Genomic DNA, 19,415 nt, shown 5'->3' with positions numbered 1-19,415 from the left:
AATACGTGAAGAAATACAAAAGAATATTATTAATGACAGGATTGCTAAGTCTAGTCTTCTTGTTGTCTGCTTGTGGAACAAGTCAAGTAAGTGCGCATAGCACGGGCTTGTGGGATCGGTATGTTGTTTATTACTTTGGTCAAGCAATCAAAGGATTATCTTTCGGTAATGTCGGAATAGGGATCATCTTATTCACGATCATTATTCGGGTGATTTTAATGCCTTTAATGCATTTTCAAACCAAAAGTATGCGCAAAACGCAAGAATTGCAACCTAAATTAAAGGCATTGCAACAACAATATAGTTCTCGGGATCAAGAAACACAGCAAAAGCTTCAAGCAGAAACGAAAAAGCTTTATGCGGAAAATAATGTGAACCCTTACGCGGGTTGTTTGCCGCTACTAGTACAAATGCCAGTAATGATGGCATTGTATCAAGCAATCTTACGAATTCCTGAATTACGTTCAGGACACTTCTTATGGCTGAATTTGAGTCAGTCGGATCCATACTTCATTTTACCAATCCTTGCAGCCGTCTTTACTTTTGCAAGTACGTATCTATCTAGTATGAGTCAAATCGAATCAAATGCTTCAATGAAAGTTATGAATTTTGCAATGCCGGTTATGATTTTTGTGATGGCTTTGAATTTGGCAAGTGGCTTATCGCTTTACTGGGTAGTCTCGAATGCTTTCCAAGTTGTTCAAACATTATTGATCAACAATCCGTTTAAGATTCGTCGCGAACGGGAAGAAGCAGCGCGCCAAATCCGTGATAGAGAACGAGCATTAGAAAAAGCCAAACGACCAAAGAAAAAACGTAAAAACTAAAAGGAATATATTTTAATAATAGGATTTATGTGATTTCAAAAAATCATTCATTACAGATAAGGAGGTTTAATAAATGCCTATTTACGAAGGGCCAACAATTGACGAAGCCATTTCTCAAGGTTTGCATGCTTTGGGATTGAAAAAAGAAGCCGTTACTATTGATATTTTAACCGATGCTAAAAAAGGATTTTTAGGCATGGGTAAGAAAGATGCGCGTGTTTCGATCGACCCCATTGCAATAGAAGAACCGATTGTTACTTCTGAATTGACAGAAGAGACTCCGGTAGAGCCAGAGCCGCTTGCTGAAGTATCAGAAACTACTGATTCAGCTGAATCGACGGATTTATTAGTCGATTTAGATGGAGATACAGCAGTGAAAGAGCTAGCACTTTATTTGACCAATGTTACGAATGAAATGGGAGTACCTGCACTAGTTAAAATTCGACATGAATCAAATGGCTTGATTATTATGGATTTAGAGACTAGCAAGCAAGGAATGTTAATTGGAAAACATGGGAAAATTTTAAATGCTTTACAATACTTGTCGCAAGTTTTTTTGCATCGAGTAGCTAAAGAAAAATTATCCGTTGTAGTAAATGTCGGAAATTACCGACAAAAACGAGAAGAAGTATTGGTCCGCTTAGCTAAACGAACTGCTGAAAAAGTGAAAGAAACCGGCCGTCCAGTCTTTTTAGAGCCGATGCCTGCCTTTGAGCGAAAAATGATTCATGCAGCTTTGAGTAAAGATGATTACATCAAAACTCATTCTGAAGGAGAAGATCCTTATCGCTATTTAGTTGTTGAACCAGCAAAAAAATATTTTTAATTAAAAGAACAGGGAGTCCGCATCTGCGGACTCTCTTTTTCTTTACCAAAATTTGAGAAATGCAAGGCTTTCAGCGTGTGTGCTTGAATTGTTAAGAAAAGTATGCTAATCTAACACCAGAATTTTGTAGAATAAGCAGTCAAAGTGCTCAATCTACTCCTTAAAACTAGGGGTGGAGTAGGCACTTTTTTTACGTTTAAAACCCATTTAGTAGGAGGAATAATAGTGGCAGAGATCACGTTAGAATTTGATACGATTGCAGCAATTTCAACACCGCCGGGTGAGGGTGCAATCAGTATTGTACGCTTGAGCGGTGATCAAGCAGTACAAATTGCAGATAGTATCTACCGCAGTGGCAAAAAAAGTTTAGTAGATGTTTCTTCACATACGATCCATTATGGACATATTATTGATCCTTCTGATCAACAAATTGTTGATGAAGTTATGGTCAGTGTAATGCGTGCCCCGAAGACATTCACTCGTGAAGATATCGTTGAGATAAATTGTCATGGTGGAATTGTAGTAGTTAATCAATTGTTACAATTGGTTTTACGTTCAGGAGCGCGTCTAGCCGAGCCAGGTGAATTTACCAAACGCGCATTTTTAAATGGTCGAGTAGACTTGTCTCAAGCGGAAGCAGTAATGGATTTAATTCGGGCAAAAACAGATAAGGCAATGAATATCGCTATCAATCAATTAGACGGAAATTTATCGCATTTGATTCGTAGTTTACGTCAAGAAATTCTACAAACATTGGCACAAGTTGAAGTGAATATCGATTATCCAGAATATGATGATGTCGAAGAACTAACTACACAATTATTATTGGAAAAATCTCAACAAGTTGGACAGCAGATCGATGCATTATTGTTGAATGCTAAACAAGGAAAGATTTTGCGCGAGGGTTTGAGCACGGCGATTATAGGTCGTCCTAATGTTGGTAAATCTAGTTTGTTGAATTATTTATTGCATGAAGAAAAAGCAATCGTTACCGAAATAGCTGGAACCACCCGTGACGTGATCGAGGAATATGTGAATGTTCGCGGTGTACCACTAAAATTAATCGACACAGCAGGGATCCGTGAAACGGACGATATCGTTGAAAGAATCGGCGTGGAGCGTAGTCGTAAAGCGCTGAGTGAAGCGGATTTGATTTTATTAGTATTAAATCAAAGTGAAGCATTAACTACAGAAGATAAAGCATTACTTGAGGCAACCAAGGGTTTGAAACGCATTGTTTTGCTTAATAAAACTGATTTGCCAAGTCAACTTCCTCAAAGCGAACTAGCTGTTTATTTAGGCAAAGATGAAGTTTTTGCAATCTCAGTATTAGAAAAAGCTGGGTTGGATCAACTAGAAGAAGCAATCGCGAAACTATTTTTTGGTGGTCAAACCGGCGAAAAAGATGCTACGTATGTTTCTAATACTCGTCATATTGCTTTACTCGAAAAAGCCGGCCAATCACTGAGCGAGGTACGAAATGGCATCATGGCAGGTATGCCTGTTGATTTAGTACAAATCGATATGACTCGTTGTTGGGATTACTTAGGGGAAATTGTTGGAGACAGCGTTCAAGATGAATTGATTACACAATTATTTAGTCAATTCTGTTTAGGGAAATAGAAGAAGAGGAGCAACAATATGGAATATAAAGCAGGAAATTATGACGTAATCGTCGTTGGTGCAGGACATGCTGGTTCAGAAGCGGCTCTTTCAGCTGCGCGAATGGGACAAAAAACGTTATTAATCACGATTAATTTAGATATGGTTGCCTTTATGCCATGTAATCCTTCAATCGGCGGCCCAGCCAAAGGTGTGGTCGTAAGAGAAATCGATGCACTGGGTGGTGAAATGGGACGGAATATTGATAAAACGTATATTCAAATGAGAATGTTGAATACAGGAAAAGGTCCGGCCGTCCGTGCGTTAAGAGCACAAGCAGACAAGCATGCGTATGCGGAAGAGATGAAACATACGATTGAAAAAGAAGAAAATTTAACCTTGAAACAAGGTGTAGTGGATCGTCTAGTAGTAGAGGATGGGATTTGTAAAGGAGTCATCACTTCAACGGGAGCCGTTTATTCTGCTCAAGCAGTAGTGATCACCGCAGGGACAGCTTTGCGTGGAGAGATTATCATTGGAGAATTGAAATATTCATCCGGACCCAATAATTCCCAACCTTCAATCAAATTAGCGGATCATCTTCGAGAATTAGGATTGGAAATTCATCGTTTCAAAACAGGGACGCCACCACGTGTTAAATCTGGAACAATTGATTATAGTAAAGCAGAAATTCAACCAGGTGATGAAAAACCCAATCATTTTAGTTATCAAACACCAGATAGTGACTATTTGAAAGATCAAATTCCTTGCTGGTTGACTTATACAAATCTAAAGAGTCATGAAATTATTCAAAATAATCTTCACCGTGCACCGATGTTTACAGGTATCGTTGATGGAGTAGGTGCTCGTTACTGCCCATCGATCGAAGATAAGATTGTTCGCTTTGCAGACAAAGAACGCCATCAATTATTTTTAGAACCTGAAGGACGTCATACGGAAGAAGTTTATGTTCAAGGCTTGTCTACGTCATTACCAGAAGATGTGCAAAACGATGTGCTGCACTCAATTGAAGGACTAGAGAATGCAGAGATGATGCGGACGGGTTATGCGATTGAATACGACATGGTTGCACCGCATCAATTACGTCCAACACTTGAAACAAAAGTGATTGAAAACTTGTATACTGCGGGACAAACAAATGGAACTAGTGGTTATGAAGAAGCTGCTGGTCAGGGATTGATGGCTGGAATCAATGCAGCCTTGAAAATTCAAGGGAAAGAACCATTTATTATGAAACGTAGTGATGGTTATATTGGCGTGATGATCGATGACTTAGTAACGAAAGGAACCAATGAACCTTACCGCCTGTTAACTTCCAGAGCTGAATACCGGTTGATTTTGCGTCATGACAATGCTGATTTACGTTTAACAGAAATTGGACATGAGATTGGGCTTGTTTCTGAAGAAGACTATCAAGCCTATTTAATCAAAAAAGGCCGTATAGAGGCTGAGATGGCTCGATTGCAAACAATTCGGATAAAACCTAACGAGGAAGTTCAAAGCTTTCTACGGGCTAAAAATAGCGCAGAATTAAAAGATGGTGTTTTAGCCAATGATTTCTTGAAGCGTCCTGAAATTTCTTATCAAGAATTACTGCAATTCATCCCTGAAAATAAGGAATTGGCTAATAAAGAAATTGAACAAGTAGAGATTCAAATCAAATATGAAGGTTATATCAAAAAAGCGATGGAAAAAGTAGAAAAATTGAAACGGATGGAAGCAAAACGTATTCCAGATCGAATCGATTATTCAGCTATCAATGGATTAGCAACAGAAGCAAAACAAAAATTACAAAAAATCCAACCCGAAACAATTGCTCAAGCCAGTCGAATTAGTGGAGTAAATCCAGCGGATATCAGTATTTTAATGGTTTATATTGAACAAGGGAAGATTGCTAAAGTAGGTAGTGAAAAAGTATAATTCTTAGTGAAAAAAAACAAAAAAAACGATCTGACTCTAAATTTAATTTAGAGTCAGATCGTTTTTTAACGAATTAATTTAAATTAATTGGTTGGATAAAATCTGCTTTCCAACGTTTGTCAGTAGCATCATAATTAAAGTACCAAGTTTGTAAGAAAGCTTGTTTTTTACGATGACTACCAGAAATGATCTGACCTGTGTCCACTACTTCTTCATAATCCAAACAAGTGAAATAAAGTTGGACGGAGAAACTATTTTCATGAATGATACGAAAATTCGATAGTTTCTTAAGTGAGATTTTTTCTGTTCGATTCTTAATACCTTGTGTTTGTTGCGCATTTAAAATACTTAAGTGATTTTGGTAAAGAGTAGGAGTATAGCAATCTTTTGCAATTGCTAAAGTACTTTGGTTCCAGGAAGTTTGAATAGTCAAAAAAATTTTTTTGATTTCTTGGATCAAATGCTTTTTATTTCGTTTATCACCGGGTAAAGCGGCTAAAAATTCTTTTCTTACAGCTTCAGATACTTGATAAGATTGAACTTTTTTTCTAATTAACGAGATACCAACAGTACTTATAAAAAGAAAATATAAAATAAATGTTCTGAATGGTGAAAGGAAACGAATACTGGTTGAATAATAGGTTGTTGACCGGCCAGTATTTCTAAAACTGGTGCTCCTACTGCTATGATAGCTAGATACGCGACTGGAACTCCCACCACCATGACCACCAGCAACAGCTGCTGAATGTGAAGGGAAAGCTGTTAAAAATAGAAAAATAAAAGCAATTAAAATAATAATTTTTTTCATGTGATACTCCTTGTTTTGCGTTGCATTTATTATAGCGAATAGAACCATATAAAGAGAATTAAATGGGAAAAAATTTAATCAAATAACTAAAAGTAGATGTTTCATGTGAAACATCCGTAGTTGGCATTTAATGTTGAAGCAATTAATACTTCTAAACAATTCAAAAAGCACTTTTATCACGTTTAGATTGATCAATAGTGATCAATCTAAACGCTTTCTCAATGAGCGAGATTGTTAAAAAATCACTAAATAATTTTTTTTAATATTTTTTTATTGTTTTAATAGCTTTTTAATTGATAAAAATATCACATGTGATATTTTCACTGGTGGTTAAAATACCGATTTAAGACAATAAGAGAATCTGAGAAGTATGTTATTCGGAGGTGGAACTCAATAATATCTCCTGATGAAAACGGATGCATTAGTTGGAACTTTAGTCTTAGAATTATTGCATTAATTCTTTCTTAATCCCTTTGTGAAACATGCGTAAGCCATTGCATGAAATGTTAATTTGCGTTAAAGTAGAGGATAGTCTGTGAAACATTTTTCTGTTTCACAAAATGAAAGGATTTCTTATGATACCAGAAGAATTTCAAGTTGAATTAGAGAAGCTGGGACTGTCGCTTTCGGCGTTTCAGATGCAACAATTTGCAACTTATTTTGAATTATTAGTTGAATGGAACCAAAAAATGAATCTTACAGCAATCACTGAACTGAAAGAAGTTTATTTGAAGCATTTCTATGATTCGATTACTCTGGCTTTTTCAGATACATTTGAGCCTCAAGGCAAACTATGCGATGTCGGTTCTGGCGCAGGTTTTCCTAGTATTCCATTAAAAATTGTTTTTCCAGATCTGGAGATCACGATTGTGGATTCTTTGAATAAGCGTATTACGTTTTTAACGACATTGGTTGAAGCGTTAGAATTAAAAGGTGTTTCCCTGTATCATGATCGTGCGGAAACGTTTGGACAAAACAAGAAATATCGCGAGTCATTTGATTTTGTGACAGCTCGTGCTGTGGCTCGTTTGAATGTTCTAACAGAACTTTGTGTTCCGTTAGTTAAAAAAGGCGGTTATTTCTTTGCGTTAAAAGCCGCAAAGAGTGATGAAGAATTAGTAGAAGCTAAGACAGCAATTGCGTTGTTAGGTGGTAAATTGATTCAAGCTGAAGACGTCTCATTGCCAAATGGTGACACGCGTCATGTCATTACCATTCAGAAGAAGAAAGAAACACCTAAAAAATACCCGCGTAAACCAGGATTGCCTAACAAGCAACCGTTGAAATAATAGTAAAAATGCTAGTCTTGATTAAACAATCAAGTAAAAGTAGGAGGAAATCAGATGGCACGGATCATATCTGTTGCAAACCAAAAAGGTGGCGTAGGTAAAACAACGACTACCGTCAACCTAGGTGCTTGTTTAGCTTACGTTGGTAAGAAAGTCTTACTGATCGATAGTGATGCACAGGGGAACGCTACTAGCGGACTTGGCGTACGTAAGCCAGACGTGAAACAAGATATTTATGATGTTTTAGTCAATGAAGTTCCTATTAAAGAAACAATCATTGAAACTTCAAGAGAAAATTTATCGATTGTACCAGCTACGTTACAATTAGCAGGGGCAGAAATTGAATTAACATCGATGATGGCAAGAGAATCACGCTTAAAGAGTGCATTGGAAGATGTGGATGATGACTATGATTTCATCTTGATCGATTGTCCGCCATCGTTAGGGCATTTAACCATCAATGCTTTTACGGCCAGTGATGCTATTTTGATTCCTGTTCAGTGTGAGTATTATGCGTTAGAAGGATTGAGCCAACTGCTTAATACCGTTCGATTGGTTCAAAAACATTTTAATCCAGAATTAGAAATTGAAGGCGTATTGTTGACCATGTTCGATGCGCGTACCAATCTTGGCGCAGAAGTAGTAGAAGAAGTTCGACGTTATTTCCAAGAAAAAGTTTATGACACCATTATTCCTAGAAATGTTCGTTTATCTGAAGCGCCTAGTCATGGCAAGCCGATCATAGATTATGATCCTCGCTCTAAAGGTGCTGAAGTATATCAAGCTTTAGCAAAGGAAGTGTTAGTTCGTGAGCAAAAATAAAGGTTTAGGTCGTGGAATTGATGCTTTATTTCAAGATCTTTCTGAGATTGAAGAGGTCGATGTAAAACGCGATCAAGTAGTTGAGCTTCCTTTGAGTGATTTACGTCCTAACCCGTACCAACCACGTAAATCTTTTGATGAAAATAGCTTACAGGAATTAGCGAATTCGATTGAACAATCGGGTGTTTTCCAGCCAATCATTGTTAGAAAATCAGCAGTAAAAGGCTATGAGCTCATCGCGGGTGAACGCCGCTTTAGGGCTTCTAAATTAGCGGGTAAAGAAACCGTTCCGGCTATTATCCGTGAATTCGATGAAGAAGCGATGATGCAAATCGCCGTACTAGAAAACTTACAGAGGGAAGATTTAAATCCTTTAGAAGAAGCAGAAGCCTATGAGATGCTGATGAAAAATCTGAAATTGACTCAGGCAGATGTTGCCAATCGCTTAGGTAAAAGTCGGCCATACATCGCTAATTATCTGCGCTTATTAACATTGCCTAAATTGGTAAAAGAAATGGTCCAAGATGAACGTTTATCGATGGGACAAGCTCGTACTTTGTTAGGATTAAAGAAAAAAGATCAAATTCTAAAATTAGCGAATCGGGCAGTAAAAGAAAATCTAACCGTCCGTCAATTAGAACAAATCGTTAGTGAGTATAACGAAGGAAAAGCTAAAGATAAGAAAAAAGGTCCACGCTTGACTAAAGAAAAGCCTTATTATCTAAGGGAAAGTGAAGATCGTTTAATGGATAAGTTTGGAACCGGAGTTGAAATCGTTGAAAAAGACGGCAAAGGAAAAATTGCAATTGAATACCTATCGCCCTCTGACTTGACGCGTATTTTAGATATCTTAAATATCCATTTTGATGAATCATAAAACAATTAATCAAATACAATCCAATGTTATAATTCGCTTGCTGTGGTCTTATAACGAACTAGAGGAGGATTTACCAGATGTATGATTTAGGTGATATTGTAGAAATGAAAAAGCCACATGCCTGTCAGACAAATCGCTGGGAAATTATTCGCATGGGTGCGGACATAAAAATTAAATGTGTTAATTGTGGACATATTGTGATGATGACACGTCGTGACTTTGATAAAAAAATGAAAAAAATCCTTGTCAAAAAAGAGGATTAGGCATAAGAATAAGCTAAATTAATAGAGAAAGAGTGAAGTAAATTATGGCCTTAACAGCCGGAATCGTAGGATTACCAAACGTTGGTAAGTCAACTTTATTTAATGCAATTACTAAAGCGGGAGCGGAAGCTGCCAACTATCCCTTTGCTACGATCGATCCCAATGTAGGAATGGTAGAAGTTCCAGATTGGCGTTTAGAGCGTTTGACAGAGTTAGTTCAACCTAAAAAAACTGTTCCAACAACTTTTGAATTTACTGATATTGCAGGTATCGTTAAAGGTGCTAGTAAAGGTGAAGGATTAGGAAATCAATTTTTGAGCCATATTCGTCAAGTTGATGCTATTTGCCACGTAGTCCGTTGTTTTGATGATGAAAACATCACACACGTAGAAGGTCGTGTAGATCCGTTAGAAGATATCGAGACAATCAATTTAGAATTAGTTTTAGCTGATTTAGATTCTGTAAATAAACGCTACACACGCGTAGCAAAAGTCGCAAGAACGAAAGAAAAAAATGCAGTTGCTGAACTAGCAGTTCTAGATAAGCTAAAGCCTGTGCTAGAAGAAGGGCAATCTGCTCGTACGATCGAATTTACGGAAGATGAACAACAAATTGTAAAAGGTCTATTTCTTTTAACAAGCAAACCTGTTTTATATGTAGCCAATGTAGATGAAGATACGGTTGCAGATCCAGATAGCAACGGCTATGTTCAAACTGTCCGTAATTTTGCAGCAAGCGAACATTCAGAAGTGATTGTTGTGTGTGCAGAAGCTGAAGAAGAAATTGCTGAATTAGAAGAAGAAGATAAAGCTGAATTCTTAGAAGCAATGGGGATTGAAGAATCTGGATTAGATCAGTTGATCCGCACAGCTTATGATCTTTTAGGGTTAGCAACTTATTTCACTGCAGGTGAACAAGAAGTTCGTGCGTGGACATTCCGTAAAGGGATGAAAGCCCCTCAAGCAGCGGGAATCATCCATACCGATTTTGAGCGGGGATTCATTCGTGCAGAGACTGTTTCTTTCGAAGACTTAAATAAATATGGCAGTATGCACGCAGCAAAAGAAGTTGGCCGTGTTAGATTGGAAGGAAAAGATTATATTGTTCAAGATGGCGATGTAATGTTATTCCGTTTCAACGTTTAGGGAGGAAATAAGATGGAGTTAGAGAAGTTACAAGCTTTGAGTTTAGAGAATGATCAATTTGAAGAAAAATTAACTAAACGAAATGAACAATATATTTTTGACTTAAAAAAAGCTTTGAGGGCCGCTAATTTGTCCGATGAACAAATGACAGTAGCATTGAATGAAATGCTTCCGACATTAGTTGAAGAACAAAAAACAGGGAAGACTGCGCGCCAATTATTTGGTACAGTTTCAGAGCGATTAGACGTTATCGTAGATAGACCTGTAGAAAAGAAAAAATCATCTACTGCTTCATTGATGTGGTTAGATAATTTCTTATTACTATTTGGTTTGTTAGGGATTGTTTCCGGAATCATGGGGTTATTTGTTCCACGTGGAACACAAGCGGTAACTTATGGATTAACAGCTTTAATCATAGCTTCAGCCGTTGGTGGACTTGTCTTTTATATGATGTATTTGTTTGTTTATCAGTATGAACAGCCAGGTGCAGATAAATCAAAGAAACCAAAAACATGGAAAACTATCGTTATGCTAGGCTCAGTGACACTTGTTTGGTTCTTAGTCTTTAATGGCGCGGCATTATTACCGCAGTCATTAAATCCGATTCTTGATCCGATGGTTTTAGTAGTCTTATCAGCATTGGCATTAGCCGCTCGTTATTACTTGAAGAAACGTTTTGGGATCATCAGCAGTTTAGCTACTGCGCCACGCAAATAAAAAATAAGGCCCTCCTCGTAATGAGGAGGGCCTTATTTTTTATTTTTTTGCTTCGGCAATCATCTTAGCCATTGCTTGTTGTTGATACTCAGCAGTAGCTTGTTTGATTACTTTTTGTTGTTCAGTTTGGTTCATTTTAGGATTTTTTATCATAGCCGCTTTGACTTGTTCTTGAACATAAGCTTTAGCTTCTGTTTCCATCGTAGCTTTTTGATCTTTTGCTAATTTAGCAAGTTTTTTTGCTTGTGTTGTACTTAAAACGACCCAATTTTTTTCAACGCTAAAAGTATTTTTTTCGTTAACTAGTTGACGGTTTTTGCTAGAAAGACTAAACCATAATTTAGCAGTATCATTTTTATAAACCCAATAAGTCTTTTTAGTTTCTATTTGTGATTTTGTTTGATTTTCTTTGACAACATTTGTTACATGCTCAGTTCCAGTTGTTTTAGCTTTCTTCTGAGCTTCATTTGTTTTATAGATATAAACTTTTTCAGAACCATTACCTAGTGGTTGATAAAGCAACATATTCATGTTTTTATTATCAGCACTTGAGGTTAGAGCTTGTGTAGTTGTATCTGTTACTTTTTTCATACCATAATGATAATGATCATTAACAGTAATTAAACATAAACTGATGATAAAAAGCAGAGCAAAGATAATTGAAAGAGCAGTATGCCACATTTTTTTTGCGAATATATTAGTTAAAGCAAATGCTAAAACACTGATGATTGTTACGGCAAAAATCATTTTGCAACGCCTCCTTCAACTTTTTTATTTGCTTTTAAGAAGAAAGTGATAAAGAAACCAACAATACTAAAGATAACAGCTACATAAAAGGCTGCATGGTAACCAGATAAAGTAGCATTGATTGCTTGATCTTTATAGGTTAAAGGCAATTCTTTTAATAAACTTGCCTTTGGCAGATTATCTTTTGTAACATTAGTTAATACGCTAATTAAAATGGCTGTACCAATAGAACTAGCGACTTGACGGAAGGTATTGTTTACAGCAGTACCATGACTAATTAAGTTCATTGGTAAAGCGTTCATACCGGAAGTCGTAACAGGCATCATGACCATTGAAATACCGAACATACGAATAGCATACAAGATAACGATCATTGCTACTGGTGTATCTTTTGTTAAGAAGGCAAAAGGTAGAGTAGCAGCCGCTAAAATAAACATACCGCCGATGGCTAAACGTTTTGCTCCATGCTTATCAAAAATTGCCCCAGTTATCGGCATCATAAGCCCCATAACTAACGCCCCTGGTAATAACATTAAACCAGAATGGAAAGCTGATTCACCGCGAATATTTTGGATATATAGAGGTAGCACCATTTCGGCTCCAACCATGGCCATGTTTACAACACCACTTAAGATTGCGGCAATTGTAAATACGGGTGATTTAAATACGCGTAATTCTAAGAAAGGATGTTCCAAATGTAATTGACGCCATACAAACAAGCCAATCACGATTACTCCGACGACAAGGAAGCTAATGACTTTCACGCTGCCCCAACCATCATTACCAACTGAAGAGAAGCCATAAAGTAAGCTACCAAAACCAGCAGTGGACAAGAAGGCAGACAGTATATCAATACTTGGATTAGATAATTGTATAACGCTTTTCATTAAGAAAGTAGCTAAAACTAATACCAAGATAACGATAGGTATAACCATACCGAAAAGATCACGCCAAGTATAATTATCGATGATCCAGCCTGAAAGAGTAGGTCCTAAGGCTGGAGCTAATCCAATAACTACCCCTGCCATACCCATGGCTGCTCCACGTTTTTCAGGTGGGAAGATAGAAAGCATAATGTTTTGTAGTAGTGGCATTGAAATACCAACACCGGCTGCTTGTATTAGACGTCCAATTAATAATGTAGAAAAGTTTGGTGCTACGAAACAAGTGATTGTACCGATTAAAAAGATGATCATAGCAGTAATATAGAGATGTTTTGAACTGAATTTATTGATTAACCAGGCACTGATAGGAATCATGATCCCATTTACCAATAAAAATCCAGTAGTTAGCCATTGAACGCTAGAAGCAGATATATCAAAAGCTTTCATTAGAGTTGGAAATGCTGTTGTTAATAGTGTTTGGTTAAGCACTGTACAGAAGGTTCCGATTAATAGTACAGCGACTAGTAAGGAACGGTTGTAAGGCTTACCGTAAATATCGACCGTTTGTTTATTACTCACGATCTAACGCCTTCTTTCTTTTTTTGAAATTTTCTGAAACAACGAATGTCCGATAGTTACTTTACTGCTGTTTTTATTTTTTGTCAACTTGCTTGACATAAATGTCAACGAAAGTATAATTATTTGATGAAGAGAGGGATATATCTTGAAGAAAAGCAAAGTCCAGCATCTCATAGAAAGCGATGAATTTGTCGTAGGAATTAGTGAATTAAGTAAAATGACCGGTGTTTCTCCACGTCAGATTCGCTATTGGGAACAAAAGGGATACATTCATTCAACTGGTGAAAAAAGTGGAAATCGTAAATTTAAGTTACCAATGGTTGTTAAAGTAGAAATGATCAAACTTTTTTTAGATGAAGGTTATACATTGACTGTAGCAGTTACAAAAGCGTGTGAACGTCAAGAAAATATCCATCAAGCTAAACTTATTTTACGAGATACATTCAAAAGTATTGAAAAAATTGCCGATCGCTATCTTGTTATTCACTTAGACGATTTTAAAAATAAAGCAGGATTTTATTTGATTCGGGATATAGAGTCTGAGGAAGTCACTTATCAAATTATTGAGAACGAAGCAGAGATATCTGAATCAATCATCAAAACGTGGTTTCTTAATAGTTAAATAAGGGTTAGATGAGGATTTAAATGCAAGTTATTGACTTAAATCAGCCATTCTGTTAAGTTTTTTATTAAAAATAATTCTGAGGAGTGGTAACGAATAATGTCTAATTGGGAAACGAAATTTGCGAAAAAAGGTTTGACGTTTGATGATGTATTGTTAATCCCAGCTGAGAGTCATGTATTGCCAAATGATGTGGATATGAGTGTACAACTGGCTAAAAATATCAAATTGAACATTCCGTTGATGAGTGCAAGTATGGATACTGTAACTGACAGTAAAATGGCGATTGCAATGGCCCGTCAAGGTGGTCTTGGAGTTATCCATAAAAATATGAGTATCGCTGCCCAAGCAGATGAGGTTCGTAAAGTAAAACGTTCAGAAAGTGGCGTTATCATTGATCCGTTTTTCTTAACTCCAGAACATAAAGTCCAAGATGCAGAAAAATTGATGGCTCGCTATCGTATCAGCGGCGTTCCAATCGTTGAAACATTAGAAAACCGTAAATTAGTTGGAATCATTACAAACCGTGATATGCGTTTTGTAACAGACTATGACATGGCGATTGATGAAGTGATGACTAAAGAAGGTTTAGTGACAGCTCCTGTAGGAACTAAATTGAAAGATGCAGAAAAAATCCTTCAAAAACATAAAATTGAAAAATTACCCATCGTAGATGAAGAAGGTCGCTTGAGTGGCTTAATTACGATTAAAGATATTGAAAAAGTGATTGAATTTCCGAATGCTGCAAAAGATGAACATGGTCGTTTATTAGTTGCAGCAGCAGTGGGTGTGACAAGTGACACTTTTGAACGTTCAGAAGCTTTATTAGAAGCAGGTGCTGATGCTATCATAATCGATACTGCTCATGGACATAGTGCGGGTGTCTTAAGAAAAATTCGCGAAATTCGCGAAACCTTCCCAGAAGCGACTTTGATTGCTGGAAATATCGCAACTGCTGAGGGAGCTAAAGCTTTATACGATGCAGGTGTTGATGTAGTCAAAGTGGGTATTGGACCAGGATCTATTTGTACAACACGGGTAGTTGCAGGGGTAGGTGTTCCTCAATTAACAGCGATTTATGATGCTGCATCTGTTGCTCGTCAATATGGAAAAGCAATTATTGCTGATGGTGGAATCAAGTACTCTGGTGATATCGTTAAAGCTTTAGCAGCAGGTGGACATGCAGTTATGTTAGGTTCAATGCTAGCTGGAACTGATGAATCTCCAGGTGAATTTGAAATCTATCAAGGTCGTCGTTTCAAAACATACCGAGGCATGGGCTCATTAGGCGCGATGGAAAAAGGATCGAGTGATCGTTATTTCCAAAGTGGTGTAAATGAAGCCAATAAGTTAGTTCCTGAAGGAATTGAAGGTCGTGTAGCATATAAAGGGACTGCGGCAGATATCATTTTCCAAATGATCGGTGGATTAAAAGCGGGTATGGGTTATGTTGGAGCAGCAAACTTAGAAAGCTTACGTGAGAATGCACAATTTGTCCAAATGAGTGGTAACGGGTTGAAAGAATCACATCCACATGATGTTCAAATTACAAAAGAAGCACCAAACTATTCAGTAGAACAATAAAAATACAAAAAAGACGGTCATTTGACCGTCTTTTTTCTTTGCCCGTACATTAATAGAAGTAAAGACAGTGATTCTTAGTTATTCTTTTTAATTACTTTTTCATTACCCATATAAGGAACTAAGACATCTGGAATTGTAACAGTTCCATCTTCGTTTTGATAGTTCTCTAGAATAGCAGTGACGGTACGACCAACAGCTAAGCCAGAACCATTTAATGTATGTGCATATTGAACTTTTCCATCTTCATCGCGGTAACGGATCATTGCTCGGCGAGCTTGGAAATCTTCACAGTTAGAGCATGAACTAATTTCACGATAGGTGTTTTGTGCAGGCACCCAAACTTCAATATCATATGTTTTAGCAGCTGAGAAGCCCATGTCTCCAGTGCATAAAGTGATCACGCGATATGGCAAGTTCAACTTTTGTAAAATTGTTTCAGCATTGTTCGTCATTTTTTCTAATTCATCATAAGAATTTTCTTTGTTGCTAAATTTTACCATTTCTACTTTATGAAATTGATGTAAACGAATCAAACCACGAGTATCACGGCCGGCACTTCCAGCTTCAGAACGGAAAGAAGGTGAAAGAGCAGTGAAATAAATCGGTAGATCTTTGCCTTCTAAGATTTCATCAGCATAATAATTGGTTAACGGAACTTCTGCAGTTGGGATTAGTGTTAAATCACGACCTTCTACTTGAAAGACATCTTCTTTAAATTTAGGAAATTGTCCTGTTCCAAACATTGACTTGCTGTTGACCAAGTAAGGAGTGATCATTTCTGTATAACCTTGCTCGTAGATATGCTCATCCAGCATAAAGTTATAAACAGCACGTTCTAAGCGAGCACCTAAACCTTTGTAATAAACAAAACGGCTACCAGAAACTTTCGCACCACGCTCAAAGTCTAGAATATCTAAGTCTTCGGCCACTTCCCAATGCGGACGCGGTTCAAAATCAAATTGACGGGGAGTGCTCCAACGACGTACTTCTACGTTATCATCTTCATCTGCACCGACAGGAACAGAATCATGGGGAAGGTTTGGTAAAGTTGTAGCAATTTCAGTTAATTGCGCATCAATCTCAGTCACTTGCGCATCGAAGTCTTTGATTTTTGTACCGACTTCTTTCATTTCAGCAATCTTATCGGCAGCATCATTTTTATCGCGTTTTAATTGTGCAATTTCATTTGATACGTCATTTCGATATTTTTTCAATTCTTCTGTTTTTACTAATAATTGACGACGTTGTTCATCTAATTCTAAGAAGTGTTTTAAAACTTCTTCTTTTACACCACGTGTTACCAATTTGTCTTTTACTTCGGTAAAATTATTACGAATCATTTTTACATCTAGCATATATTTTCCTCCTTTAAAATAAAAAACACCGTCTCATCCCGTAAATAGGGACGAAACGGTGTTGAATTTCGCGGTACCACCCAAATTCAGCATAGCAGCTGCACTTGAAAGACGAGTATCGACGTCACCCGGTTCTTCTTTCGAAAAACGCAGATTTTGAAACTGGATTTCCTTAAGTTGTTCTGTTGATTCTCACCGACCATCAACTCTCTAAAAAAACAAACATAAGTACTTGGTTTCCTGCATTTCTTATTAAGGTTAGTATAAGCAATCAAAAAATTAAAGTCAATGATTATCTGGAAGGGTCTTCACTTGGTTTTTATAAAGAGGCAAGTGAATAATAAAAGAGGTCCACTCTTCGTTTGATTGGGCATAAATATAACCACCATGTAAATTGATGATATTTTGAGCAATGGCCAAGCCTAATCCGGTACCACTGATTTCTTGAGAACGAGATTCGTCAACTCGGTAGAAACGATCAAATAATTGATCCAAGGCTTCGCGAGGGATCTCTTTACCATTATTTTTGACAGTTACAATAGCTTCATTCTTACTTTTTTCGATTCCAATCAAGATTTTATCTGCATCAGTCCCGTATTTGAAGGCATTCGTAATTAAATTGTTGAAGACCCGGACTAATTTTTCTGTATCACCATCCATTATTAATTGTGGCTCTTGCGTCTCAACCAATACTTGGATGTTCTTTTTTCTGGCTTCTAGCTCAAAATCAGCAGCTAATTGTTCTAACAATTGAACCATATCAAAGGAAATGGTGTTGACGGGAACCGAAGGCTGCCGGACTTTTGAATATTCAAATAGATCTTCAACTAAAGATTTCATCTGTTTAGCTTTGTTGTAGGCAATGCTAGTATATTTGAGTATTTCATCAGGACTCTGATATTGACCGTCTTCGATCAATCCAAGATAACCAATAATAGAAGTTAGAGGGGTACGAATATCATGACTGACATTGGTAATTAGTTCATCTTTGGATTTTTCAATCGCCCGTTCATCTTCAATGGCGGCAACAGTACTATCGACTAATCCATTGATACTATCGACCACCTTGCTGAGATCGCCCCGTAGCTCAAAAGGAATTCGATAATCGTAGTTACCATTAGCAATATAATGCAATTCATTAATAATATGCCGCAACTGCATTTGGCGATAACGACGAATTAGTCGCCAACAGATGATCAAGACATCAATAATAAGAAAAAAGGGGATTACAAAATTACGTCCACTCCAAAAAATATCACTACCTAAATTATTAGCAAAAATGTTCTTTGATCGATAGATGGCATCTGATAGGTCTGGAGAGTTATTTAGCATTTGGCTAAACAAAACCATAATTGCGACATTTAATAGAAGTAACAAGATAATAGTGACAATTCCTTCGGCAATTAATTCACTGACTTCTTTTGATGTAAGAGTAATCCTTTTTTTCTTTTCGACTTTATTTTGCATCGATCTTATAACCAACACCCCAAACCGTTTGGATCACTTTTTCTCCGTCGGTTGCTTCTTCAATTTTATCTCGTAAGTGACTTACGTGGACCATAACAGTTTTTGCAGAGACAATGCTTTCTTGTTTCCAAACGCGTTCAAAAATCTCGTCAGCACTGAAAACACGGTTAGGGTGGCTAGCTAATAAATACAAAATTCCAAATTCCAAAGCCGTTAATTGAATTTCTTTTCCGTCTATCGTTTTTACTTCATGAGAATCTTTATTAATAATCAATGATTGGATTTCTAAAATATCCGGTTGATCTTCGGCTACTTGCATTTTTGTCCGTCGAAGTAATGACTTTACTCGAGCCATTACTTCTAAAGGATTAAAAGGTTTTGTAACATAATCATCAGCACCAGCAACTAACCCTTTGATTTTATCCATATCAGTGGTCTTTGCGGTTAGCATAATAATTGGAATTTGAGATTCTTTTCTAAGTTCTTTAACTACTTGCATTCCATCCATTACAGGCATCATAATATCTAATAGAAGCAAGTCGATATCATTTGCTGTCCTAAGTTTACTTAACGCTTCTTTTCCATCATAGGCTTTAACCACCTCATAGCCTTCATTATGTAAATAAATACTCAATAGCTCGACGATTTCTTTATCGTCATCTGCAACTAATACTTTCATATGGGGTTCCTCCGTCCGTATAAATAAGTGGTACTACGACTCATTTTACCAAAGAAATCAATAGAAGGCGAAAAACAACGCTACGAGTTAAAGAAAAATCAAAAATAAAATACCGAAAGTTTAGATTTTAAAACTAATTGATATAATGAATTTAAGAATAAAAAGCGAACAAAAAAACATTAATTATATTTATTCATCGTGTTTTTGAAAAATGAATAAAATTGCGGTTTTTTTGTTGACCTAACGCTATAAAACTGATATATTATTATATGTTCTGAAGCGGAGAATCAATAATAGGATTCATATTTCGGGGCACCTAAAATAATTGTTGACAAATAATTATTTTTGAGTTAATATAACAAAGTTGTCAGTTGAGTTTCA

The 19,415-nt window shown here is 36.7% G+C and carries 18 protein-coding genes and 1 other annotated feature; of the genes, 12 read left to right on the top strand and 6 right to left on the bottom strand.

What is annotated here, in order from left to right:
* The first annotated feature begins 5 nt into the window (after window positions 1–5).
* From RV04_RS10450 to mnmG, 4 genes are all read left to right on the top strand, one after another.
* On the top strand, window positions 6–827 hold the full coding sequence (locus RV04_RS10450) for a YidC/Oxa1 family membrane protein insertase (protein ID WP_071858413.1): 822 nt from the start codon (window positions 6–8) through the stop codon (window positions 825–827).
* A gap of 73 nt (window positions 828–900) precedes the next feature.
* A complete protein-coding gene (gene jag, locus RV04_RS10445; RefSeq protein ID WP_071858412.1) occupies window positions 901–1,653 on the top strand; it encodes an RNA-binding cell elongation regulator Jag/EloR in 753 nt (250 codons plus the stop codon).
* A gap of 225 nt (window positions 1,654–1,878) precedes the next feature.
* Window positions 1,879–3,276, top strand: coding sequence for a tRNA uridine-5-carboxymethylaminomethyl(34) synthesis GTPase MnmE (gene mnmE, locus RV04_RS10440; RefSeq protein WP_071858411.1), 1,398 nt, complete (start codon window positions 1,879–1,881; stop codon window positions 3,274–3,276).
* 18 nt (window positions 3,277–3,294) lie between these two features.
* The gene (gene mnmG, locus RV04_RS10435) at window positions 3,295–5,196 is read left to right on the top strand and encodes a tRNA uridine-5-carboxymethylaminomethyl(34) synthesis enzyme MnmG (protein WP_071858410.1); all 1,902 of its coding nucleotides are present in this window, start codon (window positions 3,295–3,297) and stop codon (window positions 5,194–5,196) included.
* Between the two features lie 73 nt (window positions 5,197–5,269).
* Here mnmG and RV04_RS10430 read toward each other — a convergent pair whose 3' ends face one another.
* Window positions 5,270–6,004, bottom strand: coding sequence for a Tim44 domain-containing protein (locus RV04_RS10430; RefSeq protein WP_071858409.1), 735 nt, complete (start codon window positions 6,002–6,004; stop codon window positions 5,270–5,272).
* Between the two features lie 575 nt (window positions 6,005–6,579).
* Between RV04_RS10430 and rsmG the strand changes: the two genes are divergently transcribed.
* The 6 genes from rsmG (at window position 6,580) to RV04_RS10400 (ending at window position 11,117) form a co-directional block, all read left to right on the top strand.
* Complete coding sequence (gene rsmG / locus RV04_RS10425) at window positions 6,580–7,293, top strand: 16S rRNA (guanine(527)-N(7))-methyltransferase RsmG (protein WP_071858408.1); 714 nt, start codon at window positions 6,580–6,582, stop codon at window positions 7,291–7,293.
* Window positions 7,294–7,347: 54 nt separating this feature from the next.
* Window positions 7,348–8,115, top strand: coding sequence for a ParA family protein (locus RV04_RS10420; protein ID WP_071858407.1), 768 nt, complete (start codon window positions 7,348–7,350; stop codon window positions 8,113–8,115).
* A complete protein-coding gene (locus tag RV04_RS10415; RefSeq protein WP_071858406.1) occupies window positions 8,102–8,992 on the top strand; it encodes a ParB/RepB/Spo0J family partition protein in 891 nt (296 codons plus the stop codon). Before RV04_RS10420 ends, RV04_RS10415 begins: the two co-directional genes overlap by 14 nt.
* 77 nt (window positions 8,993–9,069) lie before the next feature.
* A complete protein-coding gene (locus tag RV04_RS10410; RefSeq protein WP_071858405.1) occupies window positions 9,070–9,255 on the top strand; it encodes a DUF951 domain-containing protein in 186 nt (61 codons plus the stop codon).
* Window positions 9,256–9,299: 44 nt separating this feature from the next.
* On the top strand, window positions 9,300–10,400 hold the full coding sequence (ychF, locus tag RV04_RS10405; protein WP_071858404.1) for a redox-regulated ATPase YchF: 1,101 nt from the start codon (window positions 9,300–9,302) through the stop codon (window positions 10,398–10,400).
* Between the two features lie 12 nt (window positions 10,401–10,412).
* Window positions 10,413–11,117: a DUF1129 domain-containing protein gene (locus RV04_RS10400; protein ID WP_071858403.1), complete on the top strand. Its 705-nt coding sequence runs from the start codon at window positions 10,413–10,415 to the stop codon at window positions 11,115–11,117.
* A 39-nt stretch (window positions 11,118–11,156) separates the two neighbouring features.
* Here RV04_RS10400 and RV04_RS10395 read toward each other — a convergent pair whose 3' ends face one another.
* Window positions 11,157–11,864, bottom strand: a complete 708-nt coding sequence (locus RV04_RS10395; RefSeq protein WP_071858402.1) for a DUF4811 domain-containing protein — start codon at window positions 11,862–11,864, stop codon at window positions 11,157–11,159.
* A complete protein-coding gene (locus tag RV04_RS10390; protein ID WP_071858401.1) occupies window positions 11,861–13,327 on the bottom strand; it encodes an MDR family MFS transporter in 1,467 nt (488 codons plus the stop codon). The genes RV04_RS10395 and RV04_RS10390 overlap by 4 nt, the downstream gene beginning before the upstream one ends.
* A gap of 145 nt (window positions 13,328–13,472) precedes the next feature.
* On the opposite strand from RV04_RS10390, the gene RV04_RS10385 reads away from it, so the two are divergent.
* Window positions 13,473–13,949 (top strand): MerR family transcriptional regulator, encoded by a 477-nt coding sequence (locus RV04_RS10385; RefSeq protein ID WP_071858400.1) that lies wholly within the window; start codon window positions 13,473–13,475, stop codon window positions 13,947–13,949.
* 99 nt (window positions 13,950–14,048) lie between these two features.
* The gene (guaB, locus tag RV04_RS10380) at window positions 14,049–15,533 is read left to right on the top strand and encodes an IMP dehydrogenase (protein ID WP_071858399.1); all 1,485 of its coding nucleotides are present in this window, start codon (window positions 14,049–14,051) and stop codon (window positions 15,531–15,533) included.
* 74 nt (window positions 15,534–15,607) lie between these two features.
* Here guaB and serS read toward each other — a convergent pair whose 3' ends face one another.
* The 3 genes from serS to croR all read right to left on the bottom strand — a co-directional run bounded on the left by serS (window position 15,608) and on the right by croR (window position 19,034).
* Window positions 15,608–16,888, bottom strand: a complete 1,281-nt coding sequence (gene serS / locus RV04_RS10375; RefSeq protein ID WP_071858398.1) for a serine--tRNA ligase — start codon at window positions 16,886–16,888, stop codon at window positions 15,608–15,610.
* 43 nt (window positions 16,889–16,931) lie between these two features.
* Window positions 16,932–17,143, bottom strand: a binding site (T-box leader).
* A gap of 30 nt (window positions 17,144–17,173) precedes the next feature.
* The gene (locus RV04_RS10370; RefSeq protein ID WP_071858397.1) at window positions 17,174–18,355 is read right to left on the bottom strand and encodes a sensor histidine kinase; all 1,182 of its coding nucleotides are present in this window, start codon (window positions 18,353–18,355) and stop codon (window positions 17,174–17,176) included.
* On the bottom strand, window positions 18,345–19,034 hold the full coding sequence (gene croR, locus RV04_RS10365; protein WP_071858396.1) for a response regulator transcription factor CroR: 690 nt from the start codon (window positions 19,032–19,034) through the stop codon (window positions 18,345–18,347). Before croR ends, RV04_RS10370 begins: the two co-directional genes overlap by 11 nt.
* Window positions 19,035–19,415: the final 381 nt, after the last annotated feature.

Source organism: Enterococcus hermanniensis (assembly GCF_001885945.1).
GTDB lineage: Bacteria > Bacillota > Bacilli > Lactobacillales > Enterococcaceae > Enterococcus_A > Enterococcus_A hermanniensis.
This window is presented reverse-complemented; position numbering and strand designations above follow the sequence as displayed.

Coding starts and splice junctions, on each gene's coding strand:
- jag (WP_071858412.1), top strand. CDS start 901: ATGCCTATTTACGAAGGGCCAACAATTGACGAAGCCATTTCTCAAGGT.
- mnmG (WP_071858410.1), top strand. CDS start 3,295: ATGGAATATAAAGCAGGAAATTATGACGTAATCGTCGTTGGTGCAGGA.
- RV04_RS10430 (WP_071858409.1), bottom strand. CDS start 6,004: ATGAAAAAAATTATTATTTTAATTGCTTTTATTTTTCTATTTTTAACA.
- rsmG (WP_071858408.1), top strand. CDS start 6,580: ATGATACCAGAAGAATTTCAAGTTGAATTAGAGAAGCTGGGACTGTCG.
- RV04_RS10420 (WP_071858407.1), top strand. CDS start 7,348: ATGGCACGGATCATATCTGTTGCAAACCAAAAAGGTGGCGTAGGTAAA.
- RV04_RS10410 (WP_071858405.1), top strand. CDS start 9,070: ATGTATGATTTAGGTGATATTGTAGAAATGAAAAAGCCACATGCCTGT.
- ychF (WP_071858404.1), top strand. CDS start 9,300: ATGGCCTTAACAGCCGGAATCGTAGGATTACCAAACGTTGGTAAGTCA.
- RV04_RS10400 (WP_071858403.1), top strand. CDS start 10,413: ATGGAGTTAGAGAAGTTACAAGCTTTGAGTTTAGAGAATGATCAATTT.
- RV04_RS10395 (WP_071858402.1), bottom strand. CDS start 11,864: ATGATTTTTGCCGTAACAATCATCAGTGTTTTAGCATTTGCTTTAACT.
- guaB (WP_071858399.1), top strand. CDS start 14,049: ATGTCTAATTGGGAAACGAAATTTGCGAAAAAAGGTTTGACGTTTGAT.
- serS (WP_071858398.1), bottom strand. CDS start 16,888: ATGCTAGATGTAAAAATGATTCGTAATAATTTTACCGAAGTAAAAGAC.
- RV04_RS10370 (WP_071858397.1), bottom strand. CDS start 18,355: ATGCAAAATAAAGTCGAAAAGAAAAAAAGGATTACTCTTACATCAAAA.
- croR (WP_071858396.1), bottom strand. CDS start 19,034: ATGAAAGTATTAGTTGCAGATGACGATAAAGAAATCGTCGAGCTATTG.